Here is an 18,940-nt window from a genome sequence, read left to right on the forward strand (position 1 = left end):
CACTGGACGGCCGGCCGGCCGTGCTCATGCGCCACGGGCGCCGCAGACGGGATGCACCATGACTGAAAGCGATCGGATCAAGCTCGAGGCAGGCTGGAAAGAAGCCCTGCGCGACGAATTCGACAAACCTTACATGAAAGCGCTGGGAAATTTCCTACGCACTGAGAAGGCTGCCGGAAAAGAGATCTACCCGCCGGGACCGATGATCTTCAACGCCCTCAACTCCACGCCGCTGGACCAGGTGAAGGTGGTGATCATCGGCCAGGACCCGTACCACGGCCCGGGCCAGGCCCACGGCCTGTGCTTCTCGGTGCAGCCGGGGGTGGCCATCCCGCCGTCGCTGCTGAACATCTACAAGGAACTCAAGCGCGACCTGAACCTCGACATGCCCAGCCACGGCTACCTGCAGAGCTGGGCCGAGCAGGGTGTGCTGCTGCTCAACACCTCCCTCACCGTCGAGCGCGGCCAGGCCGGTTCCCACGCCAACCAGGGCTGGCAGCCGTTCACCGACCGGGTGATCGAAGTGGTCAGCCAGCACCAGCCGCACCTGGTGTTCCTGCTCTGGGGCGCCCATGCCCAGAGCAAGCAGCGGCTGATCGACACCCAGAAGCACCTCGCCCTGCGCTCGCCGCACCCCTCGCCGCTGTCGGCCCACCGGGGCTTCCTCGGCAACGGGCACTTCAGCCGCTGCAACAAGTTCCTCGAGCAGCACGGGCTGGCCCCCATCGACTGGCGCGTCCCGCCGCTGGACTGAGTCGCCGCAAGGGCCGCAACCCCCGCCCCGGGCCTGATTTCCTGATCGACCGGCTGTTCAGCCGAGGTTCAGAGAGGGTTCAGGGGCGGTTCAGTGACCCGCCTGCATCATGGCTCCCGAGTTCGACACCTACATACGTCAACAGGGAGAACCCCCTCATGAAGAAGATCCTCACCCCCCTCGCGCTGGCCACCACCCTGGGCTTCACCGCACTGTCCGCCCAGGCCGCCGAGCCGTTCGTGGGCCTGACCTGGGGCCAGACCAACAACAACATCCAGAACTCCTCGGCGCTGAACGCCAACATGGACCACCCGAGCCTGGACAAGGTCATCCACAAGACCGGCACCTGGGGCATCCGCGCCGGCCAGGCCGATGACAAGGGCCGTTACTACGCGACCTACGAGAACTTCTCCGACACCCACAGCGGCAACAAGCTGCGCCAGCAGAACCTGCTCGGCAGCTACGACCTGTTCCTCCCCCTGGGTGACAACAACACCAAGCTGTTCGGCGGTGCCACCCTGGGCCTGGTCAAGCTCGAGCAGGACGGTTCCGGCCTGCGTCGCGACAGCGACATCGGCTACGCCGCCGGCCTGCAGGCCGGTATCCTCCAGGAGCTGAACAAGAACACCTCCATCGAGGCCGGCTATCGTTACCTGCGCACCAACGCCAGTACCGAAGTCGCGCCTCACGGCGGTCCCAAGCTGGGCTCCCTGGACCTGCACAGCAGCTCCCAGGCCTACGTTGGTGCCACCTACAAGTTCTGACCCGCTGCACCCACGGGCCGGGCACCTGCCCGGCCCTCTTCATGGAGACGCTGATGAAACTGCTGGTCGTGGAAGATGAGGCGCTGCTGCGCCACCACCTCTACACCCGCCTGGGCGAACAGGGCCACGTGGTGGACGCTGTCGCCGACGCCGAGGAGGCGCTCTACCGCGCCGAGGAGTATCACCACGACCTGGCCGTGGTGGACCTGGGCCTGCCCGGCATGAGCGGGCTCGACCTGATCCGCCAGCTGCGCAGCCGCGACAAGACCTTCCCCATCCTCATCCTCACCGCCCGTGGCAACTGGCAGGACAAGGTGGAGGGCCTGGCCGCCGGCGCCGACGACTACGTGGTCAAGCCGTTCCAGTTCGAAGAGCTGGAGGCCCGCCTCAATGCGCTGCTGCGGCGCTCGTCCGGCTTCGTCCAGTCCACCATCGAGGCCGGGCCGCTGGTGCTCGACCTGAACCGCAAGCAGGCACTGATGAACGGCGAGTCCCTCGGGCTCACCGCCTTCGAATACCGCATCCTCGAATACCTCATGCGCCACCACCAGCAGGTGGTCGCCAAGGAGCGGCTGATGGAGCAGCTCTACCCGGACGACGACGAGCGCGACCCCAACGTCATCGAAGTACTGGTCGGCCGGCTGCGGCGCAAGCTCGAAGGCGACAATGGCTTCCGCCCCATAGACACGGTGCGCGGCCAGGGCTATCTGTTCATCGAGCGCTGCCGATGAGGCGACACCCCCTGGCGGGGTTCTCCCTGCGCCTGCGCTTGATGCTCGGCGCCGCTGGCCTGGCGGTGCTGTTCATGCTGGCGCTGTTGCCGGTGCTCAGCAAAGCCTTCGACACCGCCATGGAGCAGGCCATCGAGAAGCGCCTCGCGGCCGATGCCAGCGCGCTGATCGCCGCCGCCCGCATCGTCGACGGCAAGCTCGACATGCCGGACAAGCTCCCCGACGAGGAATTCGACAACCTCGACGCCCACCAGCTCGGCTTCATCTACGACAGCGACGGCCGCCTGATCTGGCAGTCGCGCTCCTCTCAGGACGAGAGCGTCCACTACATGCCGCGCTACGACGGACGTGGCCACGAGTTCACCCAGATCCACGACGACCGCGGTCGGCGCTTCTTCGTCTACGACGTCGAGATCGACCTGCTGCGCGACCAGGCCGCTGCCTTCAGCATCGTCACCATGCAACCGATGAGCGACTACCAGGTGATGCACGACGGCTTCCTCCAGCAGCTCTACTTCTGGCTCGGCACGGCCCTGCTGGTGCTGCTGGTGATGCTCTGGTTCGGCCTCACCTGGGGCTTTCGCAGCCTGCGCCGCCTCAGCGAGGAGCTGGACCAGGTGGAGTCCGGCACCCGCGACGCCCTGAGCGACGCCCACCCCCGCGAGCTGCTGCGCCTGACCAAGTCCCTCAACCGCCTGCTGGACAGCGAACGCCGCCAGCGCGAGCGCTACCGCCATTCCCTCGACGACCTGGCCCACAGCCTCAAGACGCCGCTCTCGGTGCTGCAGGGCGTCAGCGAGACCATCGCCACCCGCCCCGGCGACAGCGAGCCGGCGCGGGTGTTGCGCAACCAGATCGAACGCATGAGCCAGCAGATCGGCTACCAGCTGCAACGCGCCACCCTGCGCAAGAGCGGCCTGGTGCGTCACCGGGTGAAGCTCGCCCCGCTGCTGGACACCCTCTGCGACGCCCTCGACAAGGTCTACCGCGACAAGCGGGTCAGGGTCCTGCGGGACTTCGACCCGAACCTGCAGGTGCCCGTGGAGCAGGGCGCCCTGCTGGAGATGCTCGGCAACCTGCTGGAGAACGCTTACCGGCTGTGCCTCGGCACCGTGCGGGTCAGCGCCCGGGAGCACGAGGCCAGTTGCGAGCTGGTGGTGGAGGACGACGGCCCCGGCGTACCCCCGGACCAGCGCGCGCGCATCCTCCAGCGCGGCGAGCGGGCCGACGCCCAGCACCCGGGGCAGGGCATCGGCACCGCCGTGGTGCTGGACATCGTCGAGAGCTTCGAGGGCGAACTGGCCCTGGGCGACTCGCCCCTGGGCGGCGCCGAGTTCCGCATCCGCCTGCCTCGGAACTGAGCGGCGCGCCGACGCCGTTCGCCGGACGGTCATCGACAACCTGGCGGATCGGCGGAGCATGAGGGGGACGCCACGGAGCGTGGCGGAACCCCACAGGGAGGAACCCCCTCATGCGCATCAATGCCTACCTGATCTTCCCCGGCACCTGCCGGGAGGCCTTCACCTTCTACGCCGATGTACTCGGTGGCGAACTCCGGATGATGACCTTCGGCGAAACCCCGGCCGCTGCCCACGTACCCACTGATTGCCACGGGCACATCATCCACGCCTGCCTGACCCGCGACGGCCAGTCGCTGATGGCCTCCGACAGCCTGCCCGAGCAGCCCCACGCCGGCATTCGCGGCTGTTCGGTGTCGCTCAACGTCGACAGCATTGCCGAGGCCGAGCGGGTGTTCAGCGGGCTCAGTGCCGGCGGCACCGTGCAGATGCCCCTGGAGCCCACCTTCTGGGCCGTTCGCTTCGGCATGTTCGAAGACCGTTTCGGCGTGCCCTGGATGGTCAACTGCGAGAAGGACGGCGCCTGAACCCTCCCGTCCGGCGCGGCGCGGGCTCGATTGACCCTGTCCCGCCGCGCCACTAAGCTGCGCGCCTGCACCAGGTGCCCCACGGCTTTTGGCCGGTGGGGTGAAACAGGGAAGCCGGTCCATTCCATCAAGAATCCGGCGCTGCCCCCGCAACGGTAGGCGAGTCAACCACCGCATCCAGCCACTGTGCCCACGCATGGGAAGGCGCGGTCGGGGAACCCCAGGTTCCGCTCGCAAGCCCGGAGACCGGCCCGGTGCGAGCGAGCATGGCCACGGCCATGCATCCATCCCTGGAGTCGCGCGGGTGGCGCGACGGAGACCCCACATGCAGTCCCCCGTATCCCGGGCATCCGCCACATGGATGCTGCTCGGCCTCGGTGCCGTTCTGCCGGCCCATGGCGAGCCCCTCGAACTGGCGCCCCAGAGCGTCACCGCCACGCGCACCTCGCAACCGGCCCGCGCCAGCCTGGCCGCCACCACCGTCATCGACCGCGACGCCATCGAGCGCAGCCAGGCCCACTCGGTGCCCGAGCTGCTGAGCCAGGTGCCCGGCGTCACCCTCAGCAACAACGGCGGCCCCGGCAAGAACACCACGCTGTTCATGCGCGGCGCCGAGTCCGACCACGTGCTGGTGCTGGTGGACGGGGTGAAGATCGGCGCGGCCAGCAACGGCCTGGCTGCCTTCCAGGACCTGCCGGTGGAGCTGATCGAGCGCATCGAAGTGGTCCGTGGTCCGCGCTCCAGCCTCTACGGCTCCGAAGCCATCGGCGGAGTGATCCAGATCTTCACCCGCCAGGGCAGCGGCGACGGCACCGCCAAGCCCTGGTTCTCCGCCGGCTACGGCACTCACGACAGCTACCAGGGCAGCGCCGGCGTCAGCGGCGGCGGCGAGCAGGGCTGGTACAGCCTGGGCATGAGCAGCCAGGACAGCGACGGCATCGACGCCACCCGCGCGCGCAGCAGCTACCACGAGGGCGACGCCGACGGCTACCGCAACCTCTCCGGCAACCTGCGCGCCGGCTACCGCTTCGACAACGGCCTGGAACTGGACGGCACCCTGCTGCGGGCCAAGGCTCACACCGATCTGGACCTGGTGTCGCGGTCCAGCCCCGGCGGCGGCCGCAATGCCAACGCCGACAACGAGCAGCGCGTCATCGGCGGGCGCGCCCGTTTCAGCCCGGTGGAGCCCTGGGGCATCACCCTCCAGGCCGGACGCAGCGAAGACCTGTCGCGCACCGAGGCCGGCGGGCAGTTCGACTCGCGCTTCGACACCCGCCGCGACACCGCCTCCTGGCTCAACGAATTCACCCTGGCCGAAGGCCACACCTTCAGCATCGGCCATGACTGGCAGCAGGACGAAGTGGACAGCTCCACCCGCTTCGACCGCGACTCGCGCCTCAATCGCGGCACCTTCGCCCAGTACCTGGGGGAAGCCGGCCGGCATGACTGGCAGCTCGCCCTGCGCCGCGACGACAACCAGCAGTTCGGCCGCCACGACACCGGCAGCGCCGCCTGGGGCTATGCCCTCAGCGAGGCGCTGCGCTTCAGCCTCAGCTACGGCACCGCCTTCAAGGCGCCCACCTTCAACGAGCTGTACTACCCCGACTACGGCAACCCCAGGCTCAAGGCCGAGACCTCCGAAAGCCTCGAAGCGGCGCTGAGCGGCGAACACGACTGGGGGCACTGGTCGGCCAACCTGTTCCGCACCCATGTCGATGACCTCATCGTCCACGATGCCCAGGCCGGCACCGGCCCCTTCGGCGGCCCCAACAACATCGGCAAGGCGCGCATCGACGGCGCCGAGCTGAGCCTCGGCAGCCGCTGGCTCGGCTGGGACTGGAACGCCAACCTGACCCTGCTCGACAGCGTCAACCGCGCCCACGACGGCAACCACGGCAAGCAGCTGCCGCGCCGTGCCCAGCAGGTGTTCAACCTGGACCTGGACCGGCGCATCGGTGCCGTCGGCCTGGGCGCCACCCTGCACGCCGAGGGGCGGCGCTTCGACGACGTGGCCAACGACGACCGCCTGGCCGGCTTCGCCACCCTCGACCTGCGCGGCGAGTACTGGCTGAACGACGAATGGCGTCTGCAAGCCAAGGTCAGCAACCTCTTCGCGGCCGACTACGAGACCGCCAAGGACTTCAACCAGCCCGGCCAGGCCGTCTACTTCAGCGTCCGCTACCAGGCCCTGTAACCCCTGAACATCCTTGCCGGGTGCGGCGGAAAAGCCTTCGGGCCGCCGCCGCACCCGGCGTAAACTGCGCATCCTTCCGCCGGCGCCCGCGTCGGCCCGAACCGAGGACTCCCATGAGCGAATCCCCCGAACGCGACCAGCGCCACAAGGCGCGCATGCAGCGCAAGAAAGCCCTGATCGACGAGAAGATCGCCCAGGCCCAGGACGAGTACGGCCTGCTGCTGGTGCACACCGGCAACGGCAAGGGCAAGAGCAGCTCCGCCTTCGGCATGGTCGCCCGCGCCCTCGGCCACGGCTTCAAGGTGGGCGTGGTGCAGTTCATCAAGGGCGGCATGTCCACCGGCGAGGAGGCCTTCTTCCGCCGCTTCCCCGAGGAGGTCAGCTTCCACGTCATGGGCGAGGGCTACACCTGGGACACCCAGGACCGCCAGCGCGACATCGACAAGGCCCGCGCCGCCTGGGCCGTGGCCCGTGAACTGCTGGACGACCCCGAGGTGGGCCTGGTGGTGCTCGACGAACTGAACATCGCCCTCAAGCACGGCTACCTGGCGCTGGACGAGGTGCTGCGCGACATCGAGTCCCGCCCCGAGCACCAGCACGTGGTCGCCACCGGTCGGGGCGCGCCCGAGGCGCTGATCGAGGCGGCGGATACCGTCACCGAGATGAGCCTGGTCAAGCACGCCTTCAAGGCCGGGGTGAAGGCCCAGAAAGGCGTGGAGTTCTGATGACCCGCACCTGCCCCGCACTGCTCATCGCCGCACCCGCTTCCGGCCAGGGCAAGACCACCGTCACCGCCGCCCTGGCACGCCTGCACGCCCGCCAGGGCCGGCGCGTGCGGGTGTTCAAGTGCGGGCCGGATTTCCTCGACCCGATGATCCTTGCCCGCGCCTCGGGCCACCCGGTCTACCAGCTGGACCTGTGGATGATCGGCGAGGCCGAGAGCCGGCGCCTGCTGTGGGAAGCGGCGGGGGAAGCGGACCTGATCCTCATCGAGGGCGTCATGGGGCTGTTCGACGGCTCGCCGTCCGCCGCCGACCTGGCGCGGCACTTCGGCGTGCCGGTGCTGGGGGTGATTAACGGCGCCGCCATGGCCCAGACCTTCGGCGCCCTGGCCGTGGGCCTGGCCACCTACCAGCCGGACCTGCCGTTCGCCGGCGTGCTCGGCAACCGTGTCGGCAGCCAGCGCCACAGCGACCTGATCCGCGACAGCCTGCCGGACTGGATCCGCTGGTACGGCGCCCTGCCGCGCAGCGCCGAGGTGGAGCTGCCCAGCCGTCACCTGGGGCTGGTGCAGGCCGAGGAGCTGGCCGACCTGGACGCCCGCCTGGACGCCGCCGCCGACGCCCTGGCCGCCAGCGCCGAAGTGGCGTTGCCGCCCGCCGTGGCCTTCGCCGCGCCGGCAGCCGAACCCCTGGAGCCCTGGCTCGAGGGCGTGCGCATCGGCGTCGCCCGTGACACCTCCTTCGCCTTCCTCTACCAGGGCAACCTCGACCTGCTGCAGCGCCTGGGTGCCGAGCTGGTGTTCTTCTCGCCCCTGGTGGACGCCGAGCTGCCAGCGGTGGACAGCCTCTACCTGCCCGGTGGCTACCCGGAGCTGCACCTGCCGCAGCTGGCCGGCAACCCGGCCATGGCCGCCGCCATCCGCGCCCACCACCAGGCCGGCAAGCCGATCCTCGCCGAGTGCGGCGGCATGCTCTACCTGCTGGAGGCGCTCACCGATGCCGCCGGCCAGTCCGCCGAGCTGCTGGGCCTGCTGCCCGGCCGCGCGGTGATGCAGAAGCGCCTGGCCGCCCTGGCCCTGCAGGAAGCCGCGCTGCCGGAAGGCACCCTGCGCGGGCACACCTTCCACCACTCGCTGCTGGAGTCCCCCGAGGCGCCGCTGGTGCGCGGCCTGTGCCCCAACGACAAGCCGGTGGCCGAGGCGGTGTACCGCATCGGCCGGCTGACCGCCTCGTACATCCACTTCTACCTGCCGTCCAACCCCCGGGCGGCTGCGGAGCTGCTGCGCCCATGAGCGACCACGCCTACCGCCCCGAGGACCGTGAGGCGATCTACCGGGTCATCGCCGAGCGCCGCGACATGCGCCACTTTGCCGGTGGCGAGGTGGCGCCCGAGCTGCTGGCGCGGCTGCTGGAGGCCGCCCACCAGGCGCCCAGCGTCGGCCTGATGCAGCCCTGGCGTTTCATCCGCATCCGCGACCGGGCGCTGCGCGAGGCCATCCATGGCCTGGTGGAGGCGGAGCGGGTGCGCACCGCCGAGGCCCTGGGCGAGCGTTCCGACGAATTCATGCGGCTGAAGGTGGAGGGCATCCTCGACTGCGCCGAGCTGCTGGTGGCCGGCCTGATGGACGGGCGCGAAGCCCATGTCTTCGGGCGACGCACCCTGCCGGAAATGGATATGGCTTCGCTGGCCTGCGCCATTCAGAATCTCTGGCTCGCCGCCCGTGCCGAAGGACTGGGCATGGGCTGGGTCTCGCTGTTCGAGCCCCAGGCCCTGGCCGACCTGCTGGGCATGCCGCCCGGCAGCAAGCCCCTGGCGGTGCTCTGCCTGGGCCCGGTGGAAGCCTTCTACCCGGCGCCGATGCTGGCGCTGGAAGGCTGGGCGCAACCGCGCCCACTGAGTGATCTGCTGTTCGAGAACCATTGGGGACACACGCAATGAGCCTGGGCCTGACCACACTGGTCGCACTGCTGCTGGACGCCCTGTTCGGCGAGCCCCGTCGCGGCCACCCGCTGGTGCTGTTCGGCCGCTGGGCCGAGCGCCTGGAGCGTCGTTTCAATCCGGGTGGACGCGGCTGGCGCAGCCACGGCGTCAGCGCCTGGCTGCTGGCGGTGCTGCCGCCGACGGCGGTGGTCTGGCTGCTGGCCGATCTCCCCGGGCTGGGCTGGGTGGTCAGCGTGCTGGCGCTGTATGCCGCGGTCGGTCTGCGCAGCCTCAACGAACACGCCGAGCCGGTGGCCCAGGCGCTGGAGCAGGGCGACCTGGCCCGCGCGCGGGAGCGGGTCGGCTACATGGTCAGCCGCGACACCCGCGAGCTGGACGACAGCGCCGTGGCCCGCGCCGCCACCGAGTCGGTGCTGGAGAACGGCAGCGACGCGGTGTTCGCCGCACTGTTCTGGTTCGCCGTGGCCGGCGCGCCGGGGGTGGTGCTCTACCGCCTGGCCAACACCCTCGACGCCATGTGGGGCTACCGCAACGCGCGCTTCGAACGCTTCGGCTGGGCGGCGGCGCGCATCGACGACCTCCTCAACTACATCCCCGCGCGCCTGGTGGCGCTGACCTACGCCGTGCTCGGCAAGACGGCGCTGGCCCTGCAGTGCTGGCGCCAGCAGGCGCCGCTGTGGGACAGCCCCAACGCCGGCCCGGTGATGGCCGCCGGTGCCGGCGCGCTGGGCGTGCAACTGGGCGGGCCGGCGATCTACCACGGCGAGCTGCACGAGCGGCCGCACCTGGGGCAGGGCGAGCCCGCCCGCGCCGCCGACATCCAGCGTGGCATGGACCTGGTGCGCCAGGGCGTGATGCTCTGGGTCGCCGTACTGATCGTCGGAGGGTGGCTCCTTGCTTGAACATGGCGGACGGCTGCGCCTTGCCGCGCAGCGCTATCGCATTCCCGAAGGCGACTGGCTGGACCTCTCCACCGGCATCGCCCCCTACGGCCTGACCCTGCCGCCGATCCCCGCCCAGGCCTGGGCCCGCCTGCCCGAGCGGGACGACGGCCTGGAAGACGCCGCCCGCGACTACTACGGCGCCTGCGGGCTGCTGCCGGTGGCCGGCTCCCAGGCGGCGATCCAGGCCCTGCCACGCCTGCGCAAGCGCAGCCAGGTGGGCATCATCTCGCCGTGCTACGCCGAGCATGCCGCCGCCTGGCGCCGTGAAGGCCACCGCCTCGAAGAGATCAGCGAAGCCGGCGCCCGCCGCGCCGTGGACCGCCTCGACGTGCTGCTGGTGGTCAACCCCAACAACCCCACCGGGCAACGCTTCACCCCGGACCTGCTGCTGGACTGGCACGGCCGCCTGGCCGAGCGCGGTGGCTGGCTGGTGGTGGACGAGGCGTTCATGGACGTCACCCCGGAGCAGAGCCTGGCCACTGCCAGCCACCTGCCGGGGCTGATCGTGCTGCGCTCCTTCGGCAAGTTCTTCGGCCTGGCCGGCCTGCGCCTGGGCTTCGTGCTGGCCGAGGGGCGGCTGCTGGGCGAGCTGGACGAACTGCTCGGCCCCTGGACCGTCAGCGGCCCGGCCCGCGCCCTGGCCCGGGGCCTGCTGGAAGACCGCGCCGGCCAGGCCCGGCAACGCGAGCGCCTGCTGGCCGACGGGCAGCGCCTGGAGGCCCTGCTGGCCGGCCACGGCCTGGTGCCCACCGGCGGCTGCGCGCTGTTCCAGTGGGTGGCCATGCCCCACGCCAAGGTGCTGCACGAATACCTGGCGGCGCGGGGCATCCTCACCCGGCTGTTCACCGCACCGCCCAGCCTGCGCTTCGGCCTGCCGCCGGACGAGGCCGGCTGGCGCCGCCTCGACGAGACGCTGGCCGGCTTCAACCAGGAGTTCGCATGACCACCCTCATGGTGCAGGGCACCACCTCCGACGCCGGCAAGAGCACCCTGGTGACCGCGCTGTGCCGCTGGCTCAAGCGCCAGGGCGTGGCGGTGGTGCCGTTCAAGCCGCAGAACATGGCGCTGAACAGCGCGGTGACCGCCGACGGCGGCGAGATCGGCCGCGCCCAGGCGGTGCAGGCCCAGGCCTGCGGGCTGGCGCCGCACACCGACATGAACCCGGTGCTGCTCAAGCCCAACAGCGACACCGGTGCCCAGGTGATCATCCACGGCCGCGCCGTCACCTCGATGAACGCCGTGGCCTACCACGACTACAAGAAGGTCGCCCTGCAGGCGGTGCTGGCCTCCCACCAGCGCCTGCAGGCGGGCTACCAGGTGGTGATGGTGGAGGGCGCCGGCTCCCCGGCGGAGATCAACCTGCGCGCCAACGACATCGCCAACATGGGCTTCGCCGAGGCAGTGGACTGCCCGGTGATCCTCATCGCCGACATCGACCGGGGCGGCGTCTTCGCCCACCTGGTGGGCACCCTGGAACTGCTCTCGGACAGCGAGCAGGCGCGGGTGAAGGGCTTCGTCATCAACCGCTTCCGGGGCGACATCGCCCTGCTGCAACCCGGCCTCGACTGGCTGGAGCAGCGCACCGGCAAGCCGGTGCTGGGGGTGCTGCCGTACCTCACCGACTTCCACCTGGAGGCCGAGGACGCCATCGACCGCCGCCAGGCCGACAAGACCGGCGAGGTGCTGCGGGTGGCGGTGCCGGTGCTGCCGCGCATCAGCAACCACACCGATTTCGACCCCCTGCGCCTGCACCCGCAGGTGCAGCTCACCTTCGTCGCACCGGGGCAGCCGCTGCCACCGGCGGACCTGGTCATCCTCCCCGGCTCCAAGAGCGTGCGCGCCGACCTGGCGCGGCTGCGCGAGCACGGCTGGGACCGCGCCCTGGCCCGTCACCTGCGCTACGGCGGCAAGGTGCTGGGCATCTGCGGCGGCTACCAGATGCTCGGCCGGCGCATCGCCGATCCCCATGCCCTGGAAGGCCCGGCGGGGGAGAGCGAGGGCCTCGGCCTGCTGGAGCTGGACACCGTGCTGGAGCCGGAGAAGCAACTGCGCAACGTGCGCGGCCGCCTGAGCCTGGGCGACGTGCCGGTGAGCGGCTACGAGATCCACGCCGGAGTCAGCCAGGGCCCGGCCCTGGAGCGACCCGTCGCCCAGCTGGAGGATGGCCGCTGTGACGGTGCCCTGAGCCCGGACGGCCAGGTGCTCGGCACCTACCTGCACGGCCTGTTCGAAGGCGCCGAGGCCCGCGAGGCGCTGCTGCGCTGGGCCGGCCTGGAGCAGGTGCAGGCCGTGGACTACCCGGCCCTGCGCGAGCGCGACATCGAGCGCCTGGCCGATCAGGTCGAGCGCCACCTGGACACCGACCTGCTGCGCCGCCTCTGCGGCCTGGAGCCTGCCCATGGCTGAACTGATCCTCGGCGGCGCCCGTTCGGGCAAGAGCCGCCTGGCCGAACGACAGGCGGCCGACTCCGGCCTGGCGGTGGTGTACATCGCCACCAGCCAGCCGCTGGATGGCGAGATGAGCGCCCGCGTCGCCCATCACCGCGCCCGCCGGCCCGACCACTGGGGCCTGGTGGAGGAGCCCGTGGAACTGGCCCGCGTGCTGCGCGAGCACGCCAGTGCCGGCACCTGCCTGCTGGTGGACTGCCTGACCCTCTGGCTCACCAACCTGCTGATGCTGGAGGACGAGGCGCGCCTGGCCGCCGAGCGCGATGCGCTGCTGGCCTGCATCGCCGAGCTGCCCGGCCGCGTGCTGCTGGTGAGCAATGAAACCGGCCTGGGGGTGGTGCCCCTGGGTGAACTGACCCGGCGCTACGTGGACGAGGCGGGCTGGCTGCACCAGGCCCTGGCCGAGCGTTGCACCCGCGTGACCTTCACCGTCGCCGGCCTGCCCATGCTGTTGAAGGGAGCTTCCTGATGAACACCGACGCCTGGTGGCTGGCCGCCTGCCAACCCGAAGACGCCTCCGCCCGCGACCTGGCCCTCACCCGGCAGGACCAGTTGACCAAGCCCCGTGGCGCCCTGGGCCGCCTGGAGGACGTGGCCGTGACCCTGGCCGCCCTGCAGGGTCGCGAGCGTCCGCGCATCGAGCGGCCCTGGTTCACCGTGTTCGCTGGTGACCACGGCGTGGTGGCCGAGGGCGTGTCGGCCTATCCCCAGGCGGTGACCGGCGAGATGCTGCGCAACTTCGTGCGCGGCGGCGCCGCCATCAGCGTGCTGGCCCGCACCCAGGGCGCACCGCTGGAGCTGGTGGACCTGGGCACCGCCGTGTCCATCGAGCCGCTGCCCGGTGTGCTGCACCTGAACCTCGGGCCGGGCACGGCGAACTTCGCCCAGGGCCCGGCGATGAGCGAGGCCCAGTGCCACGCCGCCCTGGCGGCCGGTCGCGACAGTGCCGAACGTGCCCGTGCCGAAGGTGCCGACCTGTACCTGGGCGGCGAGATGGGCATCGGCAACACCACCACCGCCAGTGCCCTGGCCGCCGGCCTGACCGGCACCTCCGCCACCACCCTGGCGGGTCCCGGCACCGGCCTGGACGCGGCGGGCGTGCAGCGCAAGGCCCAGGTGATCGACCAGGCCCTGGCGCTGCATCGAACTCACTGCGAAGCCCCGCTGGAAGCCCTGCGGCGCCTGGGCGGCTTCGAACTGGCGGCCCTGGCGGGCGCCTACCTGGCCTGTGCCCAGCGCGGCATCCCGGTGCTGGTGGACGGCTTCATCTGCAGCGTTGCCGCGCTCTGTGCCGTGCGCCTCAACCCCACATGCCGCCCCTGGTTGCTGTTCGCCCACCGCTCCGCCGAGCCGGGCCACCTGGCGGTGCTGGAGGCGTTGGGCGCCGAGCCGCTGCTGGACCTGGGCCTGCGCCTGGGCGAGGGCAGTGGTGCGGCGGTGGCCTTGCCGCTGCTGCGCCTGGCCTGCGACCTGCACGGCGGCATGGCCACCTTTGCCGAGGCGGCCGTCTCGGACCGCCCGGCATGAGCCGGGTCATCGACCTGCTGCGCCATGGCGAGACGGAGCGCGGGGGTGGCTTTCGCGGCAGCCTCGACGATGCCCTGACCGCCACCGGCTGGACGCAGATGCGCGCAGCCGTGGAAGGCGCCGGGCCCTGGACGCGGATCGTCAGCTCGCCGCTGCAGCGCTGCGCCGCCTTCGCCCGTGAGCTGGCGGAGCGGCTGGCGCTGCCCCTGGCCTTCGACGAGGACCTGCGCGAGCTGCACTTCGGTGACTGGGAAGGGCGCAGCGCGGCCGAGCTGATGGAAACCGACGCCGACGGGCTCGGTGCCTTCTGGAACGATCCCTATGCCTTCACCCCGCCCAACGGTGAGCCGCTGGAGGCCTTCGAGGCACGGGTGCTGGCCGCCCGCCAGCGGCTGCTGGAGGGCGGCGATGGGCCGGTGCTGGTGGTCAGCCATGGCGGGGTGATCCGCCTGTTGCTGGCGCAGGCCCGGGGCCTGCCTCGGCAGCAACTGATGAGCGTCGAGGTGCCCCACGCCTCGCTGCAACGGATCGTGCTGCCATGACGCCGTTGCTGATCGCCCTGCAGTTCCTCACCCGCCTGCCGGTGCGCCTGCCGGGCATGCCCGAGCCGCAGCAGATCGGTCGCTCGCTGCTGTTCTACCCGCTGGTGGGCGCGCTGCTCGGCCTGTTGTTGCTTGGCCTGGAGTGGCTGCTGGGGGATACCGCGCTGCTGCTCAAGGCGGCGCTGCTGCTGGCCGCCTGGGTGGCCCTGAGCGGTGGCCTGCACCTGGATGGCCTGGCCGATACGGCGGACGCCTGGGTCGGTGGCTACTGCGACCGCGAGCGCACCCTGGCGATCATGAAGGACCCGCGCAGCGGCCCCATCGCGGTGGTGGTGCTGGTGCTGGTGTTGCTGCTGAAGTTCGCCGCGCTGGTGGCGCTGCTGGAGCAGGGCCCCATCGCCTCGCTGCTGCTGGCGCCCTGGCTGGCGCGTGGCCTGCTGCCGCTGCTGTTCATGACCACCCCCTACGTGCGCCCGGGCGGCCTGGGCCAGGCTCTGGCCGAGCACCTGCCGCGCCAGGCGCTGCCCTGGGTGCTGGGCGCCCACGCGCTGCTGGGCCTGGTGTTCGGCTGGGTGGCGCTGGTGTCGCTGGCGGCGGCCCTGGCCGTGTTCGCCGTGTGGCGGCGCGGCCTGATGCGCCGGCTGGGCGGCACCACCGGGGACACCGCCGGGGCGCTGGTGGAGCTGGTGGAGGTGGGGGTGCTGGTGGCGGTGGTACTGCTGGCCTGAGCACCGGGGCCGCGCGGCCCCGGTGCGACCCGGCTCAGAAACGCAGCTTGCTGCGCCAGTCCTCGTGGACAGCGGTGGGGGCTACTTCCACACGGAAGCGGCTGCCGTCCTGGGCGTTGCCCCAGAGGAACAGGTGGTCCTTCCAGGCGCCGTCGGGCCAGATCTTCAGGTAGTAGTCGTGGCCGGGCAGGGGGCGTTGCCCGCTGTAGTCGATGAAGGCCACCTGGTCGCCGTCCTTCAGGCACTGCCCCTGGTCGTTGTCGATCTGCACGCGCAGGTGCCGCGAGGGCTTGCCGGCGGCGGGGTAGTAGCCCCATTTGCCGGCACCGTGTTCGTACCAGGTGAGGAAGTAGCCGGGGTAGGCGCGGGATTCCAGGGTGACGTAGTCGCCGTTGCGTACGCAGAAGCTGGCGAAGTGGTCCCAGGCATTGAGGCTGAAGGTGCTGGCGTCGTCGCGGCCGTTGCCGGTGACGGTGACCCAGTTGGTGGCCTTTGCCCCGGTGCGCAAGGCATTGCCGTTGTCCAGGCTGCGCAGCACCACGCGGGCGTAGCGGTTGTCGGTGGGCTTGTAGGCCTGCTGCGGCGTGCGCAGCGGGTCGGCGTAGGTGAAGGCGGCCACCGGGTAGTGGTCGGAGTAGTCCTGGTAGTACCAGGTGTTGACGCCGTCGCTGGCACTCCAGCGCGGGGAGGGGATGTCCAGCGCCTGGTTGTGCCAGTAGGACACCTGGCCGTGGCGGTTGGAGACCAGGATGTAGTCGAGGTACTCCGGCGGGTTGCTCGGCGCCTTGCCGGGGCCGTTGTCCTTGTAGGGATACTGGTAGCCGGTGACGCCATTGCGCCGGGTGTCGAAGGTGGCGGAGGCACCGGCGTAGCTGTCGGGCTCGCGCAGGTCCAGCTGGGCCAGCATGTGCGGGTATTCGTTGCTGCCGCGGATGACGTTGAGGTCGCCGCCGATGAACAGCACTTCGTTGGCGGGGATGTTCTCGCGGTCGATGAAGGCGCGCATTTCCCTGAACTGGCTTTCCCGCACGGCACGGCCTCCATCCGGGCAGGCGCTGTCGGCGGCCTGGGTGTGGGTGGCGATGACGTGAAAGGGGCGCTCGCCGCGCAGCACCTTGACGTAGACGAAGCCCTTGTTGGCCAGCCGGTCGGCGCCACAGGCATCGCGGTAGAGGTATTGCACCCGGCGTGCGATGGGCCAGCGGCTGACGATGGCGACGCCGCCGTCGTCGAGGTTGGCGGCGGGGTTGCCGGTGGTGGCGTCCCAGCCGGCGGTGGAGCGGCCGAGCACGGGCGTCTGGTGCGGGTAGCGGCCCCTCAGACCGTTCAGCAGGATGTCGGAGGCGGCGTTGTCGAACAGTTCGTTGAAGATGATCAGGTCGCGCTCTTCCAGGTAGTCGGCGCGGGTCATCAGCCGGGCGCGATCCTGATTGCTCCAGCTGAACTTGAACGGCAGCGGCGTGAGGAAGAAGGCGTTGTGGGTGAGCAGGTTGTAGGCGTCGGGCCGGGGATCGGGGGCGGCCTGGGCCTGGGTGGCGGCGAGGAGGGTGAGCAGCGTTCCGGTGATGCGGGCAGATGGGGTCATTGGCATGTCCTTGATGGGGGCTCAGGGCGGCGCGACGCTACCACCCGTTGGCGGACCGGCTAAGGCTTCGTCCGTTTCGTCCGCTGTAAGAAACATCAGCTGTATGACGGCGACATTTCATGGATAGCTGAAGGCCTGGCGTCGTCTGCCCCAGGCCTCCCGTCGGGAGCGCCTGGGGCGATGCCCCACCCGGTGCCTCATTCGAAGACGAAGTGCTCCCCCGGCAGGCCCATCACCGAGCCGGTGGGCTTGGTCATGGCGGCGGCGTGGCCCTTGGCGCGGGGCAGCAGGCGGTCGAAGTAGAAGTCGCTGGTGGCCAGCTTGGCGCGGTAGAAGTCCTCGGACTCGCTGCCGCCTTCACGCAGGTGGCGGCGGGCGGCGGCTTCCTGCAGGGCCCAGGCGTAGGCGAGGGCGGCGTAGCCGGCGTACATGAGGAAGTCGTGGCTGGCGGTGCCCACCAGGTCGCGGTCCTTGCGGGCGCGCAGGGCGATGCGCAGGGTCAGGACGTTCCACTGCCCGGCGAGCTTGAGCAGGGTGAGGGCGCGGCCGCGCATGGCGGGCTCCTGCTTGATCAGGTCCACGGCGAAGCGGGCCATCTGCCCGGTGAAGTCGCGCACGGCCTTGCCCTGGGTCATCAGCAGCACCTTGCGGCCGAGCAGGTCGAGGGCCTGGATGCCGGTGGTGCCTTCGTAGAGGGTGGCGATGCGGGCGTCGCGGACGATCTGCTCCATGCCGTGCTCGCGGATGTAGCCGTGGCCGCCGAATACCTGCATGCCGAGGTTGGCGCTCTCCAGGCCCAGTTCGGTGAGGCAGCCCTTGAGGATGGGGGTGAGGAAGCCGAGCTTGTCGTCCCAGTGTTCGTACTTGCCGGTGTCGTTCTGCAGGATGCCTTCGATCATGCGGTCGGCGTACTGGGTGGCGAGGTAGACCAGCGCGCGGCCGCCTTCGGCGATGGCCTTCTGGGTCAGCAGCATGCGCCGCACGTCACCGTGGTGCATCAGCACGTCGGCCACCTCGCCGGGCTCCTTGGTGCCGGAGAGGGCGCGCATGGAGCGGCGTTCGCGGGCGTAGGCGAGGGCGCCCTGGTAGGCCAGTTCGGCGGTGGCGACGCCCTGGATGGCGGTGCCGATGCGGGCGCTGTTCATGAAGGTGAACATGCATTCCAGGCCCTTGTTCGGCGGGCCGATGAGGTAGCCGGTGGCGCCGTCGAAATTCATCACGCAGGTGGCCGAGGCCTTGATCCCCATCTTCTTCTCCAGCGCGCCGCAGCTGACGCCATTGCGCGGGCCGAGGCCGCCGTCGGCGCCGGGGAGGAACTTGGGCACGATGAACAGGGAGATGCCACGGGTGCCCTTGGGCGCGTCGGGCAGGCGGGCGAGGACGATGTGGATGATGTTCTCGGTGAGGTCGTGGTCCCCGGAGGAGATGAAGATCTTGGTGCCGGTGAGGGCGTAGCTGCCGTCGGCGTTGGCGTCGGCGCGGGTCTTCACCTGGCCCAGGTCGGTGCCGCACTGGGGTTCGGTGAGGCACATGGTGCCGGCCCAGCGGCCTTCGGTGAGCGGGGTGAGGTAGGTGCGTTTCTGTTCCTCGGTGCCGTGCTGCATGAGGGTATTCATGGCGCCGAGGGAGAGGCCGGGGTACATGGAGAAGGGCCAGTTGGCGGTGCCGAGCATCTCCTGCTTGAGGGCGCCGAGGCTCATGGGCAGGCCCTGGCCGCCGTACTCGACCGGATGCGAGAGGCCTTGCCAGCCGCCGGCGACGTAGGCGTCGTAGGCCTCCTTGTAGCCCTTGGGCGTGCGCACTTCGCCGTTCTCCAGGTGGCAGCCTTCCTCGTCGCCGCTGTGGTAGAGCGGGGCGATGACTTCCTCGCAGAGCTTCGCGCACTCGCCGAGGATGGCGTCGACCATGTCGGGGGTGGCGTCCTGGCCGTTGGCGAGGCTGCGGTAGTGGGCGGGGAAGTCGAAGACTTCGTTGAGCAGGAAACGGGTGTCGCGCAGGGGCGCCTTGTAGCTGGGCATCGGAACCTCGGCAGGCAGGTGGCAGTCGCGCCGAGTTATACGGCGCACCGGTCATGTCGGCCTTGGCAGCGGGAACGGGGGCGTCTGGCAGTTCGGACAATACCGGCCGGCGGTTGTGGTTTTCGTTGACGCTTTTCTTGATGCGGGTATATACAC

At 70.5% G+C, this 18,940-nt stretch carries 18 protein-coding genes and 1 riboswitch; of the genes, 16 read left to right on the forward strand and 2 right to left on the reverse strand.

Going from position 1 to position 18,940, the window contains the following annotated elements:
• The first annotated feature begins 58 nt into the window (after positions 1 to 58).
• From ung to BM198_RS11545, 16 genes are all read left to right on the forward strand, one after another.
• Positions 59 to 754: a uracil-DNA glycosylase gene (ung, locus tag BM198_RS11470; protein ID WP_044412501.1), complete on the forward strand. Its 696-nt coding sequence runs from the start codon at positions 59 to 61 to the stop codon at positions 752 to 754.
• A 158-nt stretch (positions 755 to 912) separates the two neighbouring features.
• Positions 913 to 1,518, forward strand: a complete 606-nt coding sequence (locus BM198_RS11475; protein WP_074970048.1) for an outer membrane protein — start codon at positions 913 to 915, stop codon at positions 1,516 to 1,518.
• A 53-nt stretch (positions 1,519 to 1,571) separates the two neighbouring features.
• Positions 1,572 to 2,249, forward strand: coding sequence for a response regulator (locus BM198_RS11480; RefSeq protein ID WP_074970050.1), 678 nt, complete (start codon positions 1,572 to 1,574; stop codon positions 2,247 to 2,249).
• Positions 2,246 to 3,610, forward strand: coding sequence for an ATP-binding protein (locus BM198_RS11485; RefSeq protein WP_074970052.1), 1,365 nt, complete (start codon positions 2,246 to 2,248; stop codon positions 3,608 to 3,610). Before BM198_RS11480 ends, BM198_RS11485 begins: the two co-directional genes overlap by 4 nt.
• A gap of 110 nt (positions 3,611 to 3,720) precedes the next feature.
• The gene (locus BM198_RS11490) at positions 3,721 to 4,134 is read left to right on the forward strand and encodes a VOC family protein (RefSeq protein ID WP_044412490.1); all 414 of its coding nucleotides are present in this window, start codon (positions 3,721 to 3,723) and stop codon (positions 4,132 to 4,134) included.
• 55 nt (positions 4,135 to 4,189) lie between these two features.
• Positions 4,190 to 4,403, forward strand: a riboswitch (cobalamin riboswitch).
• Between the two features lie 92 nt (positions 4,404 to 4,495).
• Positions 4,496 to 6,328 carry a TonB-dependent vitamin B12 receptor gene (gene btuB, locus BM198_RS11495; RefSeq protein WP_083422373.1) on the forward strand — a complete coding sequence of 611 codons (1,833 nt, stop codon included), beginning with the start codon at positions 4,496 to 4,498 and terminating at the stop codon, positions 6,326 to 6,328.
• 113 nt (positions 6,329 to 6,441) lie between these two features.
• Positions 6,442 to 7,053, forward strand: a complete 612-nt coding sequence (gene cobO, locus BM198_RS11500; RefSeq protein ID WP_069559716.1) for a cob(I)yrinic acid a,c-diamide adenosyltransferase — start codon at positions 6,442 to 6,444, stop codon at positions 7,051 to 7,053.
• The gene (locus BM198_RS11505) at positions 7,053 to 8,342 is read left to right on the forward strand and encodes a cobyrinic acid a,c-diamide synthase CobB (protein ID WP_139233611.1); all 1,290 of its coding nucleotides are present in this window, start codon (positions 7,053 to 7,055) and stop codon (positions 8,340 to 8,342) included. Before cobO ends, BM198_RS11505 begins: the two co-directional genes overlap by 1 nt.
• A complete protein-coding gene (bluB, locus tag BM198_RS11510; RefSeq protein ID WP_074970058.1) occupies positions 8,339 to 8,989 on the forward strand; it encodes a 5,6-dimethylbenzimidazole synthase in 651 nt (216 codons plus the stop codon). Before BM198_RS11505 ends, bluB begins: the two co-directional genes overlap by 4 nt.
• Entirely contained in the window at positions 8,986 to 9,894 is a 909-nt protein-coding gene (gene cbiB, locus BM198_RS11515; RefSeq protein ID WP_074970060.1) for an adenosylcobinamide-phosphate synthase CbiB, read from the forward strand. Before bluB ends, cbiB begins: the two co-directional genes overlap by 4 nt.
• A complete protein-coding gene (gene cobD, locus BM198_RS11520; RefSeq protein ID WP_044412473.1) occupies positions 9,887 to 10,879 on the forward strand; it encodes a threonine-phosphate decarboxylase CobD in 993 nt (330 codons plus the stop codon). Before cbiB ends, cobD begins: the two co-directional genes overlap by 8 nt.
• Positions 10,876 to 12,342, forward strand: a complete 1,467-nt coding sequence (locus tag BM198_RS11525) for a cobyric acid synthase (protein WP_074970062.1) — start codon at positions 10,876 to 10,878, stop codon at positions 12,340 to 12,342. Before cobD ends, BM198_RS11525 begins: the two co-directional genes overlap by 4 nt.
• The gene (cobU, locus tag BM198_RS11530) at positions 12,335 to 12,853 is read left to right on the forward strand and encodes a bifunctional adenosylcobinamide kinase/adenosylcobinamide-phosphate guanylyltransferase (protein WP_069564179.1); all 519 of its coding nucleotides are present in this window, start codon (positions 12,335 to 12,337) and stop codon (positions 12,851 to 12,853) included. The genes BM198_RS11525 and cobU overlap by 8 nt, the downstream gene beginning before the upstream one ends.
• A complete protein-coding gene (cobT, locus tag BM198_RS11535) occupies positions 12,853 to 13,911 on the forward strand; it encodes a nicotinate-nucleotide--dimethylbenzimidazole phosphoribosyltransferase (protein ID WP_074970065.1) in 1,059 nt (352 codons plus the stop codon). Before cobU ends, cobT begins: the two co-directional genes overlap by 1 nt.
• On the forward strand, positions 13,908 to 14,453 hold the full coding sequence (gene cobC, locus BM198_RS11540) for an alpha-ribazole phosphatase family protein (RefSeq protein ID WP_074970067.1): 546 nt from the start codon (positions 13,908 to 13,910) through the stop codon (positions 14,451 to 14,453). The genes cobT and cobC overlap by 4 nt, the downstream gene beginning before the upstream one ends.
• Positions 14,450 to 15,181: an adenosylcobinamide-GDP ribazoletransferase gene (locus tag BM198_RS11545; protein ID WP_074970069.1), complete on the forward strand. Its 732-nt coding sequence runs from the start codon at positions 14,450 to 14,452 to the stop codon at positions 15,179 to 15,181. The genes cobC and BM198_RS11545 overlap by 4 nt, the downstream gene beginning before the upstream one ends.
• 34 nt (positions 15,182 to 15,215) lie before the next feature.
• Here the strand turns inward: BM198_RS11545 and sph are convergent, their stop codons facing one another.
• Together sph and BM198_RS11555 are read right to left on the reverse strand one after the other, a co-directional pair.
• Positions 15,216 to 16,766, reverse strand: a complete 1,551-nt coding sequence (sph, locus tag BM198_RS11550) for a sphingomyelin phosphodiesterase (RefSeq protein ID WP_074970072.1) — start codon at positions 16,764 to 16,766, stop codon at positions 15,216 to 15,218.
• Positions 16,767 to 16,963: 197 nt separating this feature from the next.
• Positions 16,964 to 18,784 carry an acyl-CoA dehydrogenase C-terminal domain-containing protein gene (locus tag BM198_RS11555; protein ID WP_074970074.1) on the reverse strand — a complete coding sequence of 607 codons (1,821 nt, stop codon included), beginning with the start codon at positions 18,782 to 18,784 and terminating at the stop codon, positions 16,964 to 16,966.
• Between the last annotated feature and the right edge of the window lie 156 nt (positions 18,785 to 18,940).

Source organism: Metapseudomonas otitidis, from assembly GCF_900111835.1.
GTDB lineage: Bacteria > Pseudomonadota > Gammaproteobacteria > Pseudomonadales > Pseudomonadaceae > Metapseudomonas > Metapseudomonas otitidis.